15 protein-coding genes and 1 pseudogene are annotated in these 19,508 nt (G+C 57.3%); 5 read left to right on the forward strand and 11 right to left on the reverse strand.

Features of this window, described 5'->3' with window-relative positions; all coding sequences use genetic code 11:
* Positions 1-1,030, reverse strand: a pseudogene (locus B3797_RS04290) (ABC transporter substrate-binding protein); the annotation flags it as partial.
* A 122-nt stretch (positions 1,031-1,152) separates the two neighbouring features.
* On the opposite strand from B3797_RS04290, the gene pepT reads away from it, so the two are divergent.
* Complete coding sequence (gene pepT, locus B3797_RS04295) at positions 1,153-2,379, forward strand: peptidase T (RefSeq protein ID WP_414693030.1); 1,227 nt, start codon at positions 1,153-1,155, stop codon at positions 2,377-2,379.
* Positions 2,380-2,550: 171 nt separating this feature from the next.
* Here the strand turns inward: pepT and B3797_RS04300 are convergent, their stop codons facing one another.
* The 3 genes from B3797_RS04300 to B3797_RS04310 form a co-directional block, all read right to left on the reverse strand.
* Positions 2,551-3,096: a hypothetical protein gene (locus tag B3797_RS04300; protein WP_311790474.1), complete on the reverse strand. Its 546-nt coding sequence runs from the start codon at positions 3,094-3,096 to the stop codon at positions 2,551-2,553.
* Between the two features lie 115 nt (positions 3,097-3,211).
* Positions 3,212-3,991 (reverse strand): transporter substrate-binding domain-containing protein, encoded by a 780-nt coding sequence (locus tag B3797_RS04305; protein ID WP_311790475.1) that lies wholly within the window; start codon positions 3,989-3,991, stop codon positions 3,212-3,214.
* Positions 3,992-4,008: 17 nt separating this feature from the next.
* A complete protein-coding gene (locus B3797_RS04310) occupies positions 4,009-5,169 on the reverse strand; it encodes a methionine aminotransferase (RefSeq protein WP_311790476.1) in 1,161 nt (386 codons plus the stop codon).
* Positions 5,170-5,295: 126 nt separating this feature from the next.
* Between B3797_RS04310 and B3797_RS04315 the strand changes: the two genes are divergently transcribed.
* Positions 5,296-6,138, forward strand: a complete 843-nt coding sequence (locus B3797_RS04315; RefSeq protein WP_311790477.1) for a LysR substrate-binding domain-containing protein — start codon at positions 5,296-5,298, stop codon at positions 6,136-6,138.
* Here B3797_RS04315 and B3797_RS04320 read toward each other — a convergent pair.
* The 4 genes from B3797_RS04320 to B3797_RS04335 form a co-directional block, all read right to left on the reverse strand.
* Positions 6,135-7,796 carry a methyl-accepting chemotaxis protein gene (locus tag B3797_RS04320; RefSeq protein WP_311790478.1) on the reverse strand — a complete coding sequence of 554 codons (1,662 nt, stop codon included), beginning with the start codon at positions 7,794-7,796 and terminating at the stop codon, positions 6,135-6,137. The genes B3797_RS04315 and B3797_RS04320 overlap by 4 nt on opposite strands.
* A gap of 210 nt (positions 7,797-8,006) precedes the next feature.
* Complete coding sequence (locus B3797_RS04325; RefSeq protein WP_311790479.1) at positions 8,007-9,524, reverse strand: carboxylesterase/lipase family protein; 1,518 nt, start codon at positions 9,522-9,524, stop codon at positions 8,007-8,009.
* A gap of 98 nt (positions 9,525-9,622) precedes the next feature.
* Positions 9,623-10,966: a 2-oxoadipate dioxygenase/decarboxylase HglS gene (gene hglS, locus B3797_RS04330; protein ID WP_311790480.1), complete on the reverse strand. Its 1,344-nt coding sequence runs from the start codon at positions 10,964-10,966 to the stop codon at positions 9,623-9,625.
* Positions 10,967-11,035: 69 nt separating this feature from the next.
* Complete coding sequence (locus B3797_RS04335; RefSeq protein WP_311790481.1) at positions 11,036-12,370, reverse strand: aromatic acid/H+ symport family MFS transporter; 1,335 nt, start codon at positions 12,368-12,370, stop codon at positions 11,036-11,038.
* A gap of 326 nt (positions 12,371-12,696) precedes the next feature.
* Between B3797_RS04335 and B3797_RS04340 the strand changes: the two genes are divergently transcribed.
* Positions 12,697-13,617 carry a LysR substrate-binding domain-containing protein gene (locus B3797_RS04340; protein WP_311781384.1) on the forward strand — a complete coding sequence of 307 codons (921 nt, stop codon included), beginning with the start codon at positions 12,697-12,699 and terminating at the stop codon, positions 13,615-13,617.
* On the opposite strand, the gene smrA is transcribed toward B3797_RS04340, so the two are convergent.
* Positions 13,614-14,180 carry a DNA endonuclease SmrA gene (gene smrA / locus B3797_RS04345; RefSeq protein ID WP_311781383.1) on the reverse strand — a complete coding sequence of 189 codons (567 nt, stop codon included), beginning with the start codon at positions 14,178-14,180 and terminating at the stop codon, positions 13,614-13,616. The genes B3797_RS04340 and smrA overlap by 4 nt on opposite strands.
* Before the next feature lie 320 nt (positions 14,181-14,500).
* Here smrA and B3797_RS04350 point away from each other — a divergent pair, with 320 nt between their 5' ends.
* Both B3797_RS04350 and uspE read left to right on the forward strand, forming a co-directional pair.
* Positions 14,501-15,253, forward strand: a complete 753-nt coding sequence (locus B3797_RS04350) for an FNR family transcription factor (RefSeq protein WP_311790482.1) — start codon at positions 14,501-14,503, stop codon at positions 15,251-15,253.
* A gap of 174 nt (positions 15,254-15,427) precedes the next feature.
* The gene (uspE, locus tag B3797_RS04355; protein WP_311790483.1) at positions 15,428-16,387 is read left to right on the forward strand and encodes a universal stress protein UspE; all 960 of its coding nucleotides are present in this window, start codon (positions 15,428-15,430) and stop codon (positions 16,385-16,387) included.
* A gap of 29 nt (positions 16,388-16,416) precedes the next feature.
* Here the strand turns inward: uspE and pntB are convergent, their stop codons facing one another.
* Both pntB and pntA read right to left on the reverse strand, forming a co-directional pair.
* Positions 16,417-17,805: a Re/Si-specific NAD(P)(+) transhydrogenase subunit beta gene (gene pntB / locus B3797_RS04360; protein ID WP_311781381.1), complete on the reverse strand. Its 1,389-nt coding sequence runs from the start codon at positions 17,803-17,805 to the stop codon at positions 16,417-16,419.
* 3 nt (positions 17,806-17,808) lie between these two features.
* Positions 17,809-19,341 carry a Re/Si-specific NAD(P)(+) transhydrogenase subunit alpha gene (gene pntA / locus B3797_RS04365; RefSeq protein ID WP_311781380.1) on the reverse strand — a complete coding sequence of 511 codons (1,533 nt, stop codon included), beginning with the start codon at positions 19,339-19,341 and terminating at the stop codon, positions 17,809-17,811.
* Positions 19,342-19,508 lie beyond the last annotated feature (167 nt).

Raw genomic sequence — 19,508 nt, forward strand, 5'->3', positions numbered from 1 at the left:
TTCAGATCTTTGTTTTCGCTCCAGACCCCTGGCGGCAGAATATTTTTAGCCACGGTGCCGGTGCCTTTGAAGATAGCGTCGATAATGGCGGGCTTGTTGATCGCCATCGCCAGCGCCTGACGCACCTCGACCTTATCCAGCGGCGCTTTAGTGGTGTTAAACGCCAGGAAACCGGTGTTCAGCCCCGCTTTTTGCATCAGGTTGATAGCCTGATTGCTGCGCAGTTTCTCCAGATCGGCTGGATTGGGAAACGGCATCACCTGGCATTCCCCCTTCTCCAGCTTGGCGAGCCGAACCGAGGCGTCCGGCGTGATGCTGTAGACGATGCGATCCAGCTTCGCCTTGCCTGCCCAGTATTGCGGGAAGGCTTTATAGAGAATGCGCGAATCTTTCTGGTACTGCATCAGCTGGAACGGGCCGGTGCCGATGGGATCCATATCGACTTTTTCCGGCGTGCCCGCCTTCAGCATCCGATCGGCGTATTCGGCGGAGTGGATTGAAGCGAAGTACCAGGCGAGATCGGCGAGNNGAATGGCGATTCCGCATGGTTAAGCGTAAAGCGTACGGTGTGGTCGTCGACGCGATCGATGCTTTTGATCAGCGTCGTCAGCTCCAGACTGTCGAAGTTAGCGTAGGTGCCGCCAGAGACGTTGTGGTAGGGATTTTTCGGATTCATCTGCCGCATAAAAGAGAAAATAACGTCGTCGGCGTTGAAATCACGGCTGGGTTTGAAGAGTTTGTTGCTCTGAAACTTTACGTTTTGACGCAAATGGAAGGTATAGACCTTGCCGTCCGGGCTGATCTCCCAGCTTTCGGCCAGGCTCGGCACCAGTTCAGTTGTGCCATATTTAAAATCCACCAGCCGGTTGAATACCGGCACTGCGCTGGCGTCCACGCTGGTTCCCGAGGTGTAGAGCTGCGGATTAAAGTTCTCCGGCGACCCTTCCGCGCAGTAAACCAGCGTTTTCGCGCTGGCGTTATGCATCAGGGCGGCGGTCAGCAACGCCAGCATCGCTATCTTCGCTTTCATCATTTCCTCACTTTTTATTGACTTCCGTTGGTCAGATTCCCTAAATGATCCAGGCGCTTTATGGATATCACGTTTTCGTAACATAGCGAACCCTGCTGATGGCAGACAAATAAGGAACAGTGATGACAGCCCTTGCAAATCAGTTAACCCAACGCTTTTTCCGTTATCTGGCCGTTAGCAGCCAGAGCGACGCTAAATCGAACACTTTGCCAAGCACGCCCAGCCAGCACGCGATGGCGCGGCTGCTGGCGCAGGAGCTAACCGCTCTCGGCCTCGACGAGGTGGTGATCGACGACTGCGCCACGGTGACCGCCGTAAAGCGCGGCAACCGGCAGGATGCGCCGCGCATCGGTTTTATCACCCATATCGATACCGTTGACGTAGGCCTGTCGCCCGATATTCATCCGCAGATCCTCACCTGGCAAGGAGAAGATCTGCTGCTCAACGCGCGCGAAGGTATCTGGCTGCGTCGCGAGGAGCACCCGGAGATTGCGCCCTATCTCGGCGAGGAGATTATTTTCAGCGACGGCACCAGCGTGCTGGGCGCGGACAATAAAGCGGCGGTGACGGTGGTGATGACATTGATGGAGAATTTGCAGGGCGATCACGGCGATATCCTGGTGGCCTTTGTGCCCGATGAGGAGATCGGTCTGCGCGGCGCGAAAGCGCTGGATCTGGAAAAGCGTTTTAACGTCGATTTTGCCTGGACCATCGACTGCTGCGAACTGGGCGAAGTGGTATATGAAAATTTCAATGCCGCGTCGGCGGAAATAACCTTTACCGGCGTGCCTGCGCACCCGATGTCGGCCAAAGGCGTGCTGGTCAATCCGCTGCTGATGGCGCACGAATTTATCAGCCTGTTCGATCGCCAGGAAACGCCGGAGCACACCGAAGGCCGTGAAGGCTATATCTGGTTTAATGAAATGCAGGCGGGCGCCAGCCAGGCGACGCTGAAAGCTTCGATTCGCGATTTCGATCTGACGCAGTTTGCCGCGCGCAAAGAGCAGCTGCATCAGGCGGTCGCGGAGATCGCCCGGCGCTACCCAACGGGCAGCGTTGCAATTCACATCAGCGATATCTACAGCAATATCAGCAACGCCGTAGGTGAGGATCGTCGCGCTATCGATCTGATCTTCACCGCGCTGGCGGATCTGAATATTGAGCCGAAGGTGATCCCGATGCGCGGCGGTACCGACGGCGCGGCGCTCTCAGCGAAAGGCCTGCTGACGCCGAACTTCTTTACCGGCGCGCACAACTTCCACTCCCGCTTCGAGTTTCTGCCGATTTCGTCGTTTGTGAAGTCCTATCAGGTGGCAGAGAGGCTCTGTTTGCTGGCGGCGCAGCGCTAAAGGCTACGGCAGGATAGCAGGAATAAATGCCCTAATAACTTACAGGCTAAGATTCAGGCTGTAAGATATTAGGGCTTGAATGGGGGGTTAGTTATTTGAATGTTTACTTTGAGCGAGTAGCGGAAGCTTACTGATGCAAATTATTCAGGCTGAAAAGGAGGTGATCCCGTATTACTGGCCGTCAGTCACAGGAACAGGATATTTCAGCTCTATCTGCGGGGCATCAACCAGCTGCCTGCCCGATCGGGCCATCAGGTATCCCGCAATCTCTTCAGCAGATAATTCGACGTGAAACATTTCAGGGTCCTGGAACCACTGATCGGGCCAATAGATAAGATCAGAGGGATTGCCCGGGAAGTTTATCTCAAGTAAAGAGAGAGCAAAGTCTTGCTCAGATTCCTCTCCTTCCGCGTTACAAATATATTCAATGGTATGCAGCAGTTCATGCCAGGTAAAATCCTCATAGAACCTTTCCAGGTTAAAGGCCATTCGTGTAAATTCCCTGGCGCTGGTCCAGGATCTAAAATCTCTAAAATCTGAATATTCACGGGGACACATTACCTGGCTGTTCCAGTCAACAATCATTGCCCTTAACTCACAGTCTTGTTCCGTTTTCCCCCCATCTATTTTAGAAAGTATATGCTCAGCCTTTTTTGTCATCTCAATAATTTTTTTGTTGCTGACGTTGGCAGGTTTCATGCGTTCTGGCAGAGGCACTGTTTTCATCCTTGTAAGACATTTTCAAAAAAGAGGCGATTAATAATGATTAACGCAAAGGCAGCGTTCGTAAACCTCAATATTAAAAAGGCGGCTATCCGCCGCCTGACTGGTCTTACTTTTTGGCGCTGACGTCAATGCCGGGGAAATATTTCTCCGCCAGCTTTTTCACTGTGCCGTCGTCCTGGATTTTGGTAATCGCCGCATCCAGCGTCTGCTTCAGTTTGGTATCGCCCTTACGCAGTCCAAAACCGATGCCGGAACCGAGAATCGCATCATCTTCTACCGCTTTACCGGCAAAAACGAAACCCTTGCCCTGGGGCTTATCGAGGAAGCCCGACTGGCCCGCGGCGGACATCACCAGCGTGCCGTCAAGACGGCCTGCGACCATATCGTTATATACCTGATTCTGATCCTGATAGGAGGTCACGGTAACGCCTTGCGTTTCCCAGTGCTTTTTAGCGTAGGTCTCCTGAATCGACCCCTGCAGCACGCCGATATTCTTGCCCTTCAGCGCCTCAGCGGTTGGCTGCAGCTTCTCACCCTCTTTGACAATCAGCATGCTCGGAATACGGTAAATCGGTTTGGTGAAATCGATGCTTTTCGCCCGCGCTTCGGTGATATTCATCGCTGAGTTAATGGCGTCGAATTTCTTCGCCTGCAGCGCCGGGATCAGCGCGTCGAAGCTGCTCTCCACCCAGTGGCAGTCGAAATTGCCGGTGGCGCAGATAGCCTTGCCCAGTTCAATATCGAAGCCTTCCAGCTCGCCCTGCGCGTTGCGGCTCTCAAACGGCGCATACTGCGACTCCAGGCCATAGCGCAGCGTTTCCGTCGCCAGCGCATGTACAGAACTCATCAGCCCCAGCGCAAGAAAGAGCGCGTTAAGTTTTTTCATCTTATTTTCCCCTGAGATTAACCCTTCACTCGACAGAGCGCCTCTGCGCCGCGCTGCAGAGTGGCATCATCTTTTGCAAAAGAGAGACGAATCACGTTGTTATCGGTGCCGTCCATATAAAACGCCGAAAGCGGAATGGTTGCCACGCCGTGTTCAACGATAAGACGTTTTACCATCTCGCTGTCAGCTTCGTCACTGAAATGTCCGTAGCTGGCTAAAACAAAAAAAGAACCGGCACACGGCAGCAGCTTAAACGGCGAATCCTGCAGCAGCGATACCAGACGATCGCGCTTCTGCTGGTAGAACGCCGACAGCGACAGATAGTTTTCGGCGCGCTGCAGGTAGTGCGCAAAGCCGATCTGCATCGGCGTATCGGCGGCATACATCATAAACTGATGCACTTTTACCAGCTCCTCCATCAGTTCGGCGGGCGCAAGACAGTAGCCGACGCGCCAGCCGGTAACGTGAAAGGTTTTGCCGAAGGAAGAGACGATAACGCTGCGCTGCGCCAGCTCCGGATGGGTCGCCATGCCGCAGTGCGCGCGGCCGTCGAACACAATATGCTCATAGACTTCGTCAGAGAGCACCACAATATCGGTGCCGCGCGTTAGTGCCGCCAGCTGCGCCAGATCGGCGGGCGTCAGCACCTGTGCGCTCGGGTTGTGCGGCGTATTGATAATGATCATTCGGGTGCGCGGCGTCAGCGCGGCGCGCAGCTCATCCCAGTTAATGGCGTAGTCGGGGAACTGCAGCTTCAGGCCAACCGGCGTGCCGCCCTGTAAACGCACCACCGGCGCGTAGCTGTCGAAAGCGGGCTCGAAGAAAATTACCTCGTCGCCCTGGCTTACCAGCGCCGTAATCGCCATATAGATGCCCTGGCTGGCGCTGCCGCTAATCAGCACTTCGGTCGCGGGATCGTAATGCTGACCATAAAGCGCAGCGACCTTAGCCGCCAGCGCCTCTTTCAGCGCGGGCCAGCCGGTCATTGGCGCGTACTGGTTATGCCCTTCGCGCATGGCGCGACTGACCTCCTCCACCAGGGCCGGATCGCAAGGGAAGTTAGGCGCGCCCTGCGACAGGTTAATCGCGCTGTGCTGCGCTGAGAGCTGTCCGATGACGCTGAAGATCGTGGTGCCTACGTCAGGCAATTTAGAGGTGACGTTAACGCTGCTATTCATCGGGCAAACTCCTGCGCGGCTGCATAAACATGTCGATTTAGTTAATTTCTATTCAACGACCCGGCGCTTGAGCCGACAAGCGAATTGTTGTCATAATAGCTATGACTAAAATGCATAGCTGGAGTGATGATGCCGCGTTCTTTGCCGCTTAACGCTATACACGCCTTTCTGGTGACTGCGCGCCATTTCAACCTGACGCGCGCGGCGGGCGAACTCTGTATTACTCAGGGGGCGGTCAGTCGTAAAATCGCCACGCTTGAACACTATCTGGGCTTCGCGCTGTTCGAGCGGCACGCGCGCGGCCTGCGCCTGACCGCGCAGGGAGCGGCGCTGCTGCCGGAACTGCGCCAGGGTTTTGAACAGATGCAGAGCGCCACGGACAGGGCGATGCGCCATCACGGCGTGATTCGGCTAAAAGCGCCGACCTGCGCAATGCGCTGGCTGGTACCGCGCCTGATGGCGCTGGAGCAGCAGCAGCCGGAACTGCATGTCGCCCTGACCACCACGCTGGAGCATCACGCGCAGCTGGATGGGTTCGACGCCGCCATCCTTTACGGCACGCCGCCGCCTGGGACGATTCATCTGTTTGACGAGGCAATTACACCGGTAATGGCCGCCGACATTGCGCCGCCCGCCTCGCCTGAGGCGTTGGCGGCAATGACCTTTCTGCATCCCACCAGCGATAGCCGCGACTGGCAGCTGTGGCTCGACGCACAGAATACCAGGCTGACGATGACGCGTAATCAACACTTCAGCACCATGGATCTGGCCATTAGCGCGGCGATACAGGGGTTTGGCGTAACGGTAGCGGATATTAATCTGGTGGAGAGCGATCTGGCGAACGGACGTCTGATTGCGCCGTTCGCCAGTCGGGTGAAAACCGGGGCGGCCTACAGCCTGCTGCAGCGCCCGGTCAAAGATGCGCCGCCTTTCCTGTCGGATCTGGCGGCATGGCTGTCACGCGATTAAAAGGTTACCCATTCGCCGCTCTGGTCCGCCCCAGAGCGATGCGCTGCGGCTACGGACGGCGTAGCGCTGTTGCCGCGAGGCGGCGCGCTGGCAATCGGCTCGTGCGATGAAAGACGGAACCGGGAAACCGAGGCTTCCAGCGATTCGGTCTGACGCGCCAGCGCGGCGGCGGCGGATGAGACCTCTTCCACCAGCGAGGCGTTCTGCTGCGTCACGCTGTCCATTTCGGTGACGGCTACGCCTACCTGTGAAATGCCTTTGCTCTGCTCTTCCGACGCGGCGGCAATCTGTTTCATGATGGCGTCAACGTCCTGCACCGACTTAAGAATATTGTGCATGGTGCTGCCGGTGTTGCTCACCAGAATCGCGCCTTTGTCCACGCGCTGCACTGAATCCTCAATCAGCGCGGCGATCTCTTTCGCCGCACCGGCGCTGCGCTGTGCCAGATTGCGCACCTCGCTGGCGACGACCGCGAATCCGCGCCCCTGTTCGCCGGCGCGCGCCGCCTCAACCGCTGCGTTCAGCGCCAGAATATTGGTCTGGAAAGCGATGCCGTTGATGACGCTGGTGATCTCGGCAATCTTTTTCGAACTGCCGGAGATGCCGTTCATGGTAGAGACCACTTCGCTTACCAGCTGGCCGCCCTGCTGCGCCGTTGACGAGGCAGTTTCCGCCAGCATGCTGGCCTGACGCGCGTTGTCGGCGTTGAATTTCACCGTTGCGGTCAGCTGCTCCATGCTGGCGGCAGTCTGCTCCAGCGCCGCCGCCTGCTCTTCAGTGCGTGAAGAGAGATCGTTGTTGCCCGCTGAGATCTCTGCCGCGCCGCGCGAGATATTCTCGGTACCGCTGCGGATCGCGCTGACCGCTTCGCGCAGGCTCTCCTGCATGGCACTCAGCAGCGGCACCAGCTTGCCGACGCAGTTGCGTCCGAACGGTGCAACCGGCTGGCTCAGATCGCCTGTGGCGATCACGGCGAAATGTTCGCGGATGCGATCCAGCGGCTTCACCAGCATGGTGACCAGATAGCGATCGGTAAACAGCAGGATCAGTAAGCCCAGGAAAACTGCCGCCACCAGCGTAATTTTCGTCAGTACGGTCAGGTGATCGACTCTGACGCGGGTCTGATCCAGCTTGACGGCCGCCGCCTGATTGAACGCCTCAGCGCTGGCACCAAACGCGCGGCTCAGCGCAGGCGTCACTGTGCTGGCGTGCTGGCGATAGGCTTCCAGCGAATCCTGACGCGCTTTTTGCAGCTGCGGCGTCACACCTTCATCGAGCAGCTTTTGCCAGCTGACGATGACCTGGTCGACGATCTGCGCTTCCATCGGGCCTGGCGCCATCTGTTTAAACTGCGTCAGCTGCTGCGTCATGTTGTTCAGCGCCTGCTGAACCGGCTGCCAGTCCGCCTCAGTTGGCTGCGCACCGCCCGCTTTGCTTTCCATAATGCGCGACAGGCGCGTGATAACGCGAAAATACTGGTCGTTGCCCTTGCTTAAGGTAGTCATTTGCGCGACCAGATGGCGATCGACGTCATTGCCTTCGCTGAGCGCGCCGAGCGAATGCACGCTGAACCAGCCTACTGCGCACCACAGCAGGCAAAAAAGCCCGAGAATCCACAGCATAACGGCGCGAATTGTGAAATTTTTTAATATACCCATAGCCAAATCCTTGACGGTGAAAACCGAGAGGGGCCCGATAATCTCGGGCATAATGGCGTTATCGGCAGAAATTCAGGAAGGTACAGCAGTTTAGTTAGCAAAAAAATTGCTTAATGCCTCTGAGGCAGGTACGCATAAGCAACTGATTTGCAATATTTAGTATTGCGCAGGCAGGAAAAAAAACCGTTCTGCTGCCTTAATAATTAGCCGTCAAAGCTTTACCATGCTTTTCATCATCAGGCGAAACAGCCTCAGTCGCGCACGCATAAAATTGCGCTTGAGCAGCAGCGCATTCTCTCCGCCTTCGCCAAACGACAGCGTAATATCTTCGCCGGGATGCCAGGCGGGCCAGCTTATCTCGCCCTCCAGCCGGTGGCTGAATTCATTTACGTCTCGCGCAAAGGCGAACCAGTAATCCGCCATACGCTGCGAAAAGGCGCGATCGCTGTCGGTATAGGGGCGTTCACTGTCGGCAGGCTGCATCGCTTCCAGCGTATTAAGCGTATAGGGCACCTCGTTGCCATGCCATGCGCCGTGTGGATAGAGATCGCGCGACTGTTCCGAAACATAGTCAAACCAGTAGCGCCAGCCCGGCATGCCGACGTTGTGCTGCGCGCGCATCAGGATCCACGGCATGACGCTAAAAGCCATATCGCGTGCCGCCGCACGCCCCAGCAGGCGATCGTCATGAATATCGTATAGCCATTTCAGCAGCCGATAGCTGAGCGGCCTGTTGGCCCGCAGCTGGCGCATAACCGCGGCAGTATCCACGTTAAAGTATCCCAGCACGCTGGCTTCGTCGCTGTTGCTGCCAGCCATCAGCGGAATGCGATGCTGCCGCCCCGCCATAAAGGTGTGCAGCATCGGCTGCGGCAATACGGCGTCGCCAGCAATGGGCACCGGCCCTTGCCACAAAGGGGACTCCAGCGGCCAGAAGGCGTCGGCTGGCAGTTCGCGCAGCTGCTGCGCGGTAGCGTTGCGCAGACCGAAATGCGCCGCGACCTGCTCCCCCTGCTGCAGAGCCGCTTTACGCGGTTTGTCCGGCAGGCTGTAGGCGCTTTGCACTATCGCTTTATGAAACAGCCCCTCCGCCAGCGGTGAGCAACAGAGCGAAAGCACGCTGCGCGCGCCGGACGACTCGCCAAATATTGTGACGTTGTCACGGTTACCGCCAAACGCTGGGATATTGCGCTGTATCCATTGCAGCGCGGCAATCTGGTCGAGCAAAGCGAAGTTATTAACGATGCCGCCGTCGCGGTATTCCGCGTCCAGCGCCGGATGCGCGAAGAAACCGAGATGGCCGAGACGGTAATTTACCGTTACGACCACCGCGCCGCGCGCCGCCATTGGCTTGCCGTTATAGGGCGCCAGCCCGCCCGACCCCATCACAAAACCCCCGCCGTGTAGCCATACCATTACAGGCAAGGGCCGCGACGGCTCGACGTCAGGCGTCCAGACGTTGAGATAAAGGCAGTCTTCGCTGAGCGGGCCGGGATCGCCACCGCCTGCGGCGACGCAGAGCGCGCGGTTCTGCCAGCAGGCGGCGCCGAATGCGGTTGCATCGCGCACCTCCTGCCAGGGCGTTACCGGCTGCGGCGCGCGCCAGCGCAGCGCGCCCACCGGCGCGGCGGCATAAGGAATACCCTTAAAGACAAAGAGATCATCATCCATACTTCCTCTTAGCTCGCCTTCCGCTGTTCGGAGGCGCAGAGGTCGTCTGTTTTTCATTACCTGTTCCCTGATAAAGCGTTAAGGCATTATCTACAGGCCGTTAAGATATTGTCTATGTCCTTAGTGCATTTGCAGAATATGCTGAGCCGCCCGCGTTAAGCGTCGCCGATACCGCACCGTACCAGCGATTGCTGCTGGCGCGCCTGATAGAGCTGCATCTCATCCTGCACCGGCGCGCCGAGCGCCGCTTCAAAATCAGCCCTGCTGGCGTTGCCCGCCGTACGCGCCTGCGCCCTGTCCCCCAGATTCGACTGGAATATACCTGCCGCGCTGACCGGCAGAAAATCTTCATAAACAACCGGATCGGCAATAATGCGTCCCTGGTCGATCAGCGTCGCCAGCGATTCGCCCGGACGCGGCGGCTGCGCCTCGCCCTTTTCGCTCAGCCGGTAGTCGAACCAGGCGAGCTGCTGCTCGCGCAGGCTGCGCTCATTGTCGGGAAAGTCGCGAAATACCTCGGCCAGCCGCTGCTGATGCTGCTGGTTGTCGGCACCAGTGCCTGCTTCCGCCAGCAGACGATCGTACAGCGCGCGCCCTTTCGGCGTCAGCGCCACGCCGCGCTGCTCGATTTCGCCAAAGCGCGCAGTATGAGTCCCGGTCTCGCCCTGCTGGAAGCGTACCGGCTCCTCCAGCGCCTTAAAGCTGGTCTGACGCAGCAGAATCGGGACTTCGCGCCGCGGCGGCCCTTCAATCAGGGCTTTAGGATCGATGCCGTACTCCGGCATCAGCGACTGCACCAGGTCGATGTCGAGCGTGCGCGGCGTCAGATGATTGATATGGCATCCCGGAAAGCAGACCACGTCAGCAATCAGGCGATGCTGCTGGCTCAGCGCCTGGTAGGTCTCGCTGTCAACAGTGCTCACGCCATGCCAGCGGAACGTTTCCAGCGCCTCTTTGACAAAGGCGTCGGCATCCGCGTCACTGAGGCCGCCCTGCTGCTGATATTGCGCGATTAACGCCCGGCAGCGCGGCGTAAAAATGTCGCGCTGCGCCAGTATCGCCGCCGCCTTTTCCCGCAGCTGAAGATCGTCGATGAGTTCCAGCCGCAGCAGCGAGGTAAAAACGCGGAAGGGATTGCGGCGCAGCGCCGCGTCGCTGACTGGACGAAACGCGGTGGAGTGCACCGGCACGCCCGCCTGCGAGAGATCGTAGTAGCCGACCGGCTCCATCCCCATTACCGCGAACATCTGCCGCAGCGTCGCCAGCTCTTCAGCCGTACCGACGCGAATAGCGCCGTGACGCTCCAGATTAAGGCGCTCAAGCTCATCTGCTGCTTCAAGCCGCACTTTCAGCGCCGGGCGCTCGGCTAAGCAGCGCGCATTGACGCGCTGTACCAGCGTCATCAGCGTGCCATACTGCGGCACCTCCTGCTGATACATAGCGGACATCGCCTGTGAGAAGCGCGTACGAATAGCGTCCGCGCTGAGGAAGTGATTCATGGTGCCTGCTCCTGACATGATCGACGTTGCTGCTACTGTAGAGCAACGCGAAATCGGCAGGCAAAAAAGTTACGGATTTGTGATCGGCTTAAAGCCGAAGCGATTTTTCATCATCAGCATCAGCGTGGTCAGCAGCGCGGGGATCGCCAGCAGCACGAAGATCAGGCTGAAAGACCAGCCGAGAGAGAGCATCTCCGCGCCGACAAAGGCGCTGAGGATAGCCCCGACGCGGCCGACGCCATGCATCCAGCTGGAGCCCGTCGCGCGGGCATGGGTAGGATAGTAGCTGGCGGAAAGCGCATTCATGCCGGTATTGGCGCCGTTGAAACAGAAGCCGCTGAGAAAGGCGATGCCGCTCATCATTCCCACTTCCGCTGGTGAAAAGCCCAGCGCAACAATCGCCAGTCCACCGCAGAAATAGATAACAGCCAGCGCCAGATTCGCATTAAAGCGGTCCATCAGCCAGCCGGCAAACAGCGACCCAAGGGTGCCGCCCGCCTGATACATGGCGGTGATAATAGCCGCGTCGGTTACGGACATGCCCAGCGTATTGATAAGCGATGGCAGCCAGCTGCCGATCAGATAAACCAGAAACAGCCCCATAAAATAGCCGCCCCACAACATCAGGCTGCCGAAAAGATAGCGACGGGAAACAACGGTAGCGATTGCGCCCTGAGTCTGTGGCGTCGGCTCCTGCGAGTGAAAGGCGCTGTCGGGCCGCGTGGCGCCGGGCAGCATTCGCTCCAGAATCGCGTGAATGCGCGTCGCGGGCGCGCGGCGGCTAATCAGAAAACGCACCGACTCCGGCACGCCACGCATTAAAAACGGCAAAACCACCAGCGGCAGGATGCCGCCCAGCATCATGACCGCATGCCAGCTGTAGCGCGGCAGCAGCCACGAGGCGGCAAAGCCGCCGCTGGCGGCGCCGAAAGTAAAGCCGCAGAACACCACGGTGATGATAAAGGCGCGGCGGCGCTCCGGCGCATATTCCGCCACCAGCGTGCCGACGTTAGGCATCGCTGCGCCCAAGCCCAGACCGGTCAGAAAGCGAAACAGCATCATCTGCTCGATGTTATTTGCCAGCGCAGTGGCGAGAGTCCATAGCCCGAAGAAAAAGACGCTGAGGATAATCATCATGCGGCGACCATAGCGATCGGCCAGCGGCCCCGCCAGCATAGCGCCGAGCGCCAGCCCGACGAGCGCCGCGCTGATCACAACGCCAAGCTGATGGTTGGTGACGTTCCAGGCCGCCTTAAGCGTCGGAGCGATAAAGCCCATCAGCGCGATATCCATGCCGTCAAGCGCGACCACAATAAAGCAGAGCGCAATCAGACGCTTTTGCCAACGGCTTAGCTCTGACTGATTAATTAACTGGCGAACGTCTATTGCTTCAATGCTGGTCACTGCGAACTCCTCACTGCGCTCACCTCTTGAAACATCAGTTTTGGTAAAAAAAACGGCAGCTATGATAGCCCATCGTTAACAATAAGGCGTTCGATTTTTATATGATATTGAGAATTATTCAACATTTAATGGTTAACGCACTGAATTCCCTTTAAACCTCTTTTCCAGCCTGGCCGCAGCTCTGCCGCCCTGCTGCGAGTACTTTTACCGAAATATCAATCACAAACGTCGCCCATCCCATTTTGTTAATTATATTTTGCAGCAAAGTTAACAAAACCCATCTTTAATAGTTGTCGGGTAGCGGCAAAACTTATTAACTTTGTGAGATGGACAAAAATATCCTTTTCAATCAGCGCATTCGCTTGCGCCATCTTCATACCTTTGTTGCGGTGGCGCAACAGGGGACCCTGGGGCGCGCGGCGGAAACCCTGAACCTCAGCCAGCCCGCACTCTCTAAAACGTTAAATGAGCTTGAGGAGCTGACGGGCGTTCGCCTGTTTGAGCGAGGCCGGCTGGGCGCACAGCTCACCACCATGGGTGAACAGTTTTTGATCCACGCGGTAAAAGTGCTGGATGCCCTTAATCACGCAGGCCAGAGCGTTAACCTGCCGGTGTCAACGCGCCCGGTGGTGATCCGGCTTGGCGCGCTCACTACAGCAGCTATGGGGATGCTGCCGCAAATCCTCGATCGTTTTCATCAGCAGCAGCCTCATGCGACCGTTCAGGTCGCCACCCTGCATAATAACGTACTGCTGGCCGGGCTACGTGCGGGTGAATTTGATATCGGTATTGGTCGTATGGCGGACAGCGAAATGATGACCGGCCTGACCTACGAACTGCTGTTTCTCGAATCGCTTAAGTTAGTGGTGCGGCCGGAACATCCGCTTTTAAGTGACAACGTCACGCTGTCGCGAGCCATGCAGTGGCCGGTTGTTATCTCGCCTGAAGGAACCGCGCCGCGCCGTATTGCGCAGCAGATGCTGGATGAACAGGGCTGCACCCTGCCCAGCACCTGCGTTGAGACCTCCTCGACGTCGCTCGCGCGCCAGCTGGCGCTGCGGTATGACTACGTCTGGTTTGTGCCCTCCGGCGCTATCAAGGAAGATCTGGCGCACAATGCCCTGTGCGCCCTGCCCATCAGCTCATCGGGACCGGGCGAGCCGGTAGGTATTATCACCCGCACCGGCCACCCTTTGACTCTTAGCGCTGAAATCCTGATGGCGACCATCCGCAAAGCGCCTGACTAACGGCTGCGTTTTGCATGACGTTCGCGATTATCCAGCCGCGCCTTTTCAGTTTTACGCAGGCCGACATAGAGCGCCCCTGCGCCGCCATGCTGCGGCTGCGAGGTGCAAAAGGTCTGCACGTCGTCAAACTGACGCAGCCAGCGCGCCAGATAACTGCGCACGATATTGGCATGGGATTCGTTATCACGCCCTTTACCATGAATGATCAGTAAATTGCGCAGCCCATCTTTGCGCGCCTGCTGCATAAAGCTGAAAACCGCCTGACGGCAGGTTTCCACCGGCTGGCGCAGCAGGTTCAGGCTGGCGTCCATCTTATATTCCCCCTTGCGCAGCTTATCCAGCACGCCCTGCTGGATGCCGTCCGCCTTATACTCCAGCGGCGTGGCAAGCGGAATAATATCGAGGTAGCCGCGCGTCAGAAAGTTCTCTTCCGCGATCGTGGTTTCAGAACGTCGCGGCGCTTTGGTTGAGGGCGATTTTAGCCATAAGGTACTGGCGCTATCTTTTAATGGAGTGACATCACCCATGGCATCCCGAAACAGGTCTTTATCGTCTAGGTTCATGGAATTTTCTCACGCCAGGTCAACAGGGAAATAGAGGGATCAAATCTGCCTCTGTAGATGCAATAGTAGCAAAGGGAAAAAACAGTGCGCCAGTGGTGAAATACGCCAGTCAGTAGTTTAAAAAACGCCCGTCCAGATCAATAAAGTGGAAAGTTTTCGTTCCAAAAAGGAAAAATGTGACGCGCAGGGCTTGTCAGAACGCGGCTCCGCGCCACGCCTGACATCCCTACACTTTCTGAGGCTAAAACTGCTCTGATGAGTTCATTTAAGCGTGAAAAATGATAAAATTGACGCCAGTCAATAATCGTCGAGCGTACATTATGATCACAGAAAAACGCACCATTCGCCGTATTCAGTCGGGTGGCTGTGCCATCCACTGTCAGGACTGCAGCATTAGTCAGCTGTGTATCCCGTTCACTCTGAATGAACATGAGCTGGATCAGCTCGACAACATTATCGAGCGTAAAAAACCGATTCAGAAAGGCCAGACGCTGTTTAAAGCGGGCGACGATCTGAAATCGCTCTACGCTATCCGCTCCGGCACAATCAAGAGCTACACCATTACTGAGCAGGGCGACGAGCAGATTACCGGCTTCCACCTGGCGGGCGATCTGGTTGGCTTCGACGCGATCATGAACGGCAGTCATCCCAGCTTCGCCCAGGCGCTGGAAACGGCGATGGTGTGTGAGATCCCATTCGAAACGCTGGACGATTTATCAGGTAAGATGCCGGCCCTGCGTCAGCAGATGATGCGTTTGATGAGCGGTGAAATCAAAGGCGACCAGGATATGATCCTGCTGCTGTCGAAGAAAAATGCTGAAGAACGTCTGGCTGCGTTTATCTGGAATCTCTCGCGTCGTTTCGGCCAGCGCGGCTTCTCCCAGCGTGAATTCCGCCTGACGATGACGCGCGGCGATATCGGTAACTACCTTGGTCTGACCGTTGAAACCATCAGCCGCCTGCTCGGTCGTTTTCAGAAATCGGGTATGCTGGCGGTAAAAGGCAAATATATCACTATTGAAAACCATGACCTGCTTGCTGAACTGGCCGGTCAGAGCGTTCAGGCTGCTTAATTAATTGGTCGCCTAATGATTAGAGTTGCAGGTATGCGCGCAACGCCTCTGCAACTCTGATCGCCAGCGTAAATTTGTTAGTTTATTGATCCCACAGTAACTTTTCCGCTTCTTCCCGTCCTTAACTTAGGCTATCTTTAAACCAGTTCGGCTTGGTTTAAGGAGTTATTCCCTATGTCCCGCTACCAAAATATGCTGGTCGCTATCGATCCCCAGCAAGACGATCAGCCTGCGTTACGACGCGCGGTTTACCTTAATCAGCGTATCGGCGGCAAAATAAAGGCCTTTCTGCCGATCTATGACTTCTCCTATGAGATGACCACGCTGCTCTCGCCAGATGAGCGTTCATCTATGCGGCAAGGCGTGATTAGCCAGCGCACCGAATGGATCCGCGAGCAGGCACACGCCTATCTCGAAGCGGGCGTAGATATTGAAATTAAAGTGGTGTGGCACAATCGCCCTTATGAAGCGATTATTCAGGAGGTGCTGGCACACGGGCACGATCTGGTGCTGAAGATGGCGCATCAGCACGATCGGCTGGAGGCCGTAATCTTTACCCCTACCGACTGGCATCTGCTGCGTAAGTGCCCTTGCCCGGTGTGGATGGTAAAAGATCAGCCCTGGCCGGAAGGCGGCAAAGCGGTGGTAGCCGTGAATCTCGCCAGCGAAGAGCCACATCACGATGAGCTGAACCAGAAGCTGATTCGGGAAACTACCCGGCTGGCGGAGATGGTGAATCACACTGAGGTGCATCTGGTCGGTGCCTACCCGATTACGCCGATCAATATTGCTATCGAGCTGCCCGACTTCGACCCCAGCGTCTACAACGACGCGATTCGCGGCCAGCATCTGGTGGCGATGAAAGCGCTGCGTCAGAAATTCTCAATCAGCGAAGAGTTTACTCACGTCGCAAAAGGGCTGCCTGAAGAGGTCATTCCCGATATCGCCGGTCAGCTCAGCGCCGGGATTGTGGTGCTCGGCACTATCGGCCGTACCGGTCTGTCAGCGGCGTTTCTCGGTAATACGGCGGAACAGGTTATCGATCATCTGCGCTGCGACCTGCTGGCGATCAAGCCTGACGACTTTAATTCGCCCGTTACGCTGGATGATGACGAAGAGGATGATGACGAATAACAAGGGCGGCCAGCTGGCCGCCCTTTTCTTTACAGCGCTTTGAGTATCCCTTCAACGCTCGCTTTGGCATCGCCGAACAGCATCTGCGTATTCTCTTTAAAGAATAGCGGATTCTGCACGCCGGCGTAGCCGGTATTCATCGAACGTTTAAACACGATAACGTTTTGCGCTTTCCACACCTCAAGCACCGGCATACCCGCAATCGGACTGCGCGGATCGTCCTGCGCTGCCGGGTTAACGGTGTCGTTAGCGCCGATTACCAGAACGGTATCGGTGTCGGAAAAGTCATCGTTGATCTCATCCATCTCCAGTACCACGTCATAAGGCACTTTCGCCTCTGCCAGCAGCACGTTCATATGGCCCGGCAGACGCCCGGCAACCGGATGGATGCCGAAGCGCACCTTGATGCCGCGTGCGCGCAGCTTTTCAGTGATCTCCGCCACCGGATACTGCGCCTGCGCCACCGCCATGCCGTAGCCCGGCGTGATAATGACCGATGAAGATTGCTTCAGCAGTTCAGCCGTCTCTTCCACGCTGATTTCGCGGTGCTCGCCCGCCTCTTCGCTTTCGCCGCCTGCGCTGCTGTCGGTGCCGAAGCCGCCAGCGATAACGCTGATAAAGGAGCGGTTCATCGCCTTACACATAATGTAAGAGAGAATGGCACCCGACGACCCCACCAGCGCACCGGTCACGATCAGCAGGTCGTTGCTCAGCATAAAGCCCGCCGCCGCTGCCGCCCAGCCGGAGTAAGAGTTGAGCATCGACACCACCACCGGCATATCGGCGCCGCCGATAGAGGCCACCAGATGCCAGCCGAACGCCAGCGCGATCAGCGTCATCAGCAGCAGCGAGAAGCCCTGCGCGCCGCTGCTGTCGGTGCGTACAAACCACAGCAGCAGCAGGAAGGAGACCACCAGCGCCAGCAGGTTAAGCTTGTGGCGATGCGGCAGCATCAGCGGACGCGACGAAATTTTGCCGCGCAGCTTGCCGAACGCCACCAGCGAACCGGTAAAGGTCACCGCACCGATAAAGATGCCGAGGAAGACTTCAGTCAGGTGAATATTTTCCATCACCGCAGGCAAACCCGGCGCATGGTCGATATAGCTGTTGAAGCCCACCAGCACAGCGGCCAGGCCGACGAAGCTGTGGAGAATCGCCACCAGTTCCGGCATTTCGGTCATTTCGACCTTTTGCGCCAGGCGCACGCCAATCGCGCCGCCGATAACCATCGCCAGCAAAATCCAGGCGACGTTGCCGCTGTCGGGACCAAAAATGGTGGCCAGCAGCGCCAGCGCCATCCCGCTGATGCCAAACAGATTGCCCTGCTTCGAGGTCTCATGCTTCGAGAGTCCCGCCAGGCTGAAAATAAAGAGAATCGCGGCAACAATGTATGCTGCAGTCACTAATCCGCCAGACATTTGTTACCCCTTACGAAACATTTTCAGCATGCGCTGGGTGACGGTGAAACCACCGAAAATATTGATGCTGGCGATCAGCACCGCAATAAATGAGATAAAGGTGACCCAGCCGCCATGCCCCATTTGCAGCACTGCGCCGACCACAATAATGCCGGAAATAGCATTGGTTACCGACATCAGCGGCGTATGCAGCGCGTGACTGACGTTCCACACCACGTAGTAGCCGACCACGCAGGCGAGCGCGAACACCGTAAAGTGCGACAGGAACTCCGCAGGCGCGACGTTGGCAAGGCAGGCGAACAGCACGATCGCCAGTGCCAGCAGCAGATACTTGCGCCAGGTCGGCGCAGGTTTCGCTGCTTCCTTGACCGCAGGCTGCGCCGCAGCAGGCGCCGCTTTTGGCGCGGCGGAGACCTGAATCGGCGGTGCGGGCCAGGTAACTTCGCCGTCGCGGATCACGGTCACGCCGCGCACCACGACATCGTCGAAATCAATTACGATCTCGCCGTTCTTTTCTTTGCACAGCAGCTTCATCAGGTTCACCAGGTTGGTGCCATAAAGCTGAGAGGACTGGGTCGGCAGGCGGCTGGGCAGATCGGTATAGCCAATGATCTTCACGCCGTTATCGGTAACGGTGACGCGATCGGCCTGGGTCAGCTCGCAGTTACCGCCGGTTTGCGCCGCCAGATCGACAATAACACTCCCCGGCTTCATGCTGGCCACCATCTCGGCGGTGATCAGTTTCGGCGCGGGCTTGCCTGGGATCAGCGCCGTCGTGACGATAATATCGACCTCTTTCGCCTGCGCGGCGAACAGCGCCATCTCCGCTTTAATAAAGGCTTCGGACATCACTTTCGCATAGCCGTCGCCACTGCCCGCTTCCTCTTCAAAATCGAGCTCAAGGAATTCGGCGCCCATGCTTTGCACCTGCTCTTTTACTTCCGGACGGGTATCAAAGGCGCGCACAATAGCGCCGAGGCTGCCCGCCGCGCCAATGGCCGCCAGTCCGGCGACGCCTGCGCCGATCACCATCACTTTCGCCGGCGGCACTTTACCCGCCGCGGTAATCTGCCCGGTAAAGAAGCGGCCAAATTCGTGAGCGGCTTCGACAATGGCGCGATAGCCCGCGATGTTCGCCATCGAGCTGAGCGCATCCAGCGACTGCGCGCGCGAAATACGCGGAACGGCGTCCATCGCCATTAGGGTAACCTGCCGCGCCGCCAGCTTCTCCAGCAGCGCCGCGTTTTGCGCCGGCCAGACAAAGCTCACCAGCGTGCTGCCCGCCCGCGTCAGGGCGATCTCCTCATCGTCAGGCGCATTGACCTTCAGCACGATATCGGACTGCCAGATCTGCTGCCCATCACAAAGGCTGGCGCCTGCGGCGGCAAAACTTTCATCATCAAAACTGGCGCGTTTGCCCGCATCGTGCTCGACAGCAACGCTAAAACCCAGTTTGATAAGCTGCTCAACGGTTTTCGGCGTCGCCGCCACGCGCGCCTCGTTGGGCAATCGCTCTTTGGGTATTCCAATTAACATATTCATCCCTTTAATCACGTGATGATGGCCTGTCGACTGCATAGCGACACAGCGCCTGAAACAGGGTTTCAGGCGCTTATGAACGAAATGCACTTGTATCAAAGTATTTATAACCTACTGAAAATGTGAACAGCGATCTACAACCAGAACTCTCGCCAGCAACATTC

This window comes from Pantoea sp. UBA5923, assembly GCF_002431095.1.
GTDB lineage: Bacteria > Pseudomonadota > Gammaproteobacteria > Enterobacterales > Enterobacteriaceae > Pantoea > Pantoea piersonii.

What these genes read in the sequence shown, in the direction of transcription:
- pepT (WP_414693030.1), top strand. Translation starts at nt 1,153, where the DNA reads ATGACAGCCCTTGCAAATCAGTTAACCCAACGCTTTTTCCGTTATCTG.
- B3797_RS04305 (WP_311790475.1), bottom strand. Translation starts at nt 3,991, where the DNA reads ATGAAAAAACTTAACGCGCTCTTTCTTGCGCTGGGGCTGATGAGTTCT.
- B3797_RS04310 (WP_311790476.1), bottom strand. Translation starts at nt 5,169, where the DNA reads ATGAATAGCAGCGTTAACGTCACCTCTAAATTGCCTGACGTAGGCACC.
- B3797_RS04315 (WP_311790477.1), top strand. Translation starts at nt 5,296, where the DNA reads ATGATGCCGCGTTCTTTGCCGCTTAACGCTATACACGCCTTTCTGGTG.
- B3797_RS04320 (WP_311790478.1), bottom strand. Translation starts at nt 7,796, where the DNA reads ATGGGTATATTAAAAAATTTCACAATTCGCGCCGTTATGCTGTGGATT.
- B3797_RS04325 (WP_311790479.1), bottom strand. Translation starts at nt 9,524, where the DNA reads ATGAAAAACAGACGACCTCTGCGCCTCCGAACAGCGGAAGGCGAGCTA.
- hglS (WP_311790480.1), bottom strand. Translation starts at nt 10,966, where the DNA reads ATGAATCACTTCCTCAGCGCGGACGCTATTCGTACGCGCTTCTCACAG.
- B3797_RS04340 (WP_311781384.1), top strand. Translation starts at nt 12,697, where the DNA reads ATGGACAAAAATATCCTTTTCAATCAGCGCATTCGCTTGCGCCATCTT.
- smrA (WP_311781383.1), bottom strand. Translation starts at nt 14,180, where the DNA reads ATGAACCTAGACGATAAAGACCTGTTTCGGGATGCCATGGGTGATGTC.
- B3797_RS04350 (WP_311790482.1), top strand. Translation starts at nt 14,501, where the DNA reads ATGATCACAGAAAAACGCACCATTCGCCGTATTCAGTCGGGTGGCTGT.
- uspE (WP_311790483.1), top strand. Translation starts at nt 15,428, where the DNA reads ATGTCCCGCTACCAAAATATGCTGGTCGCTATCGATCCCCAGCAAGAC.
- pntB (WP_311781381.1), bottom strand. Translation starts at nt 17,805, where the DNA reads ATGTCTGGCGGATTAGTGACTGCAGCATACATTGTTGCCGCGATTCTC.
- pntA (WP_311781380.1), bottom strand. Translation starts at nt 19,341, where the DNA reads ATGTTAATTGGAATACCCAAAGAGCGATTGCCCAACGAGGCGCGCGTG.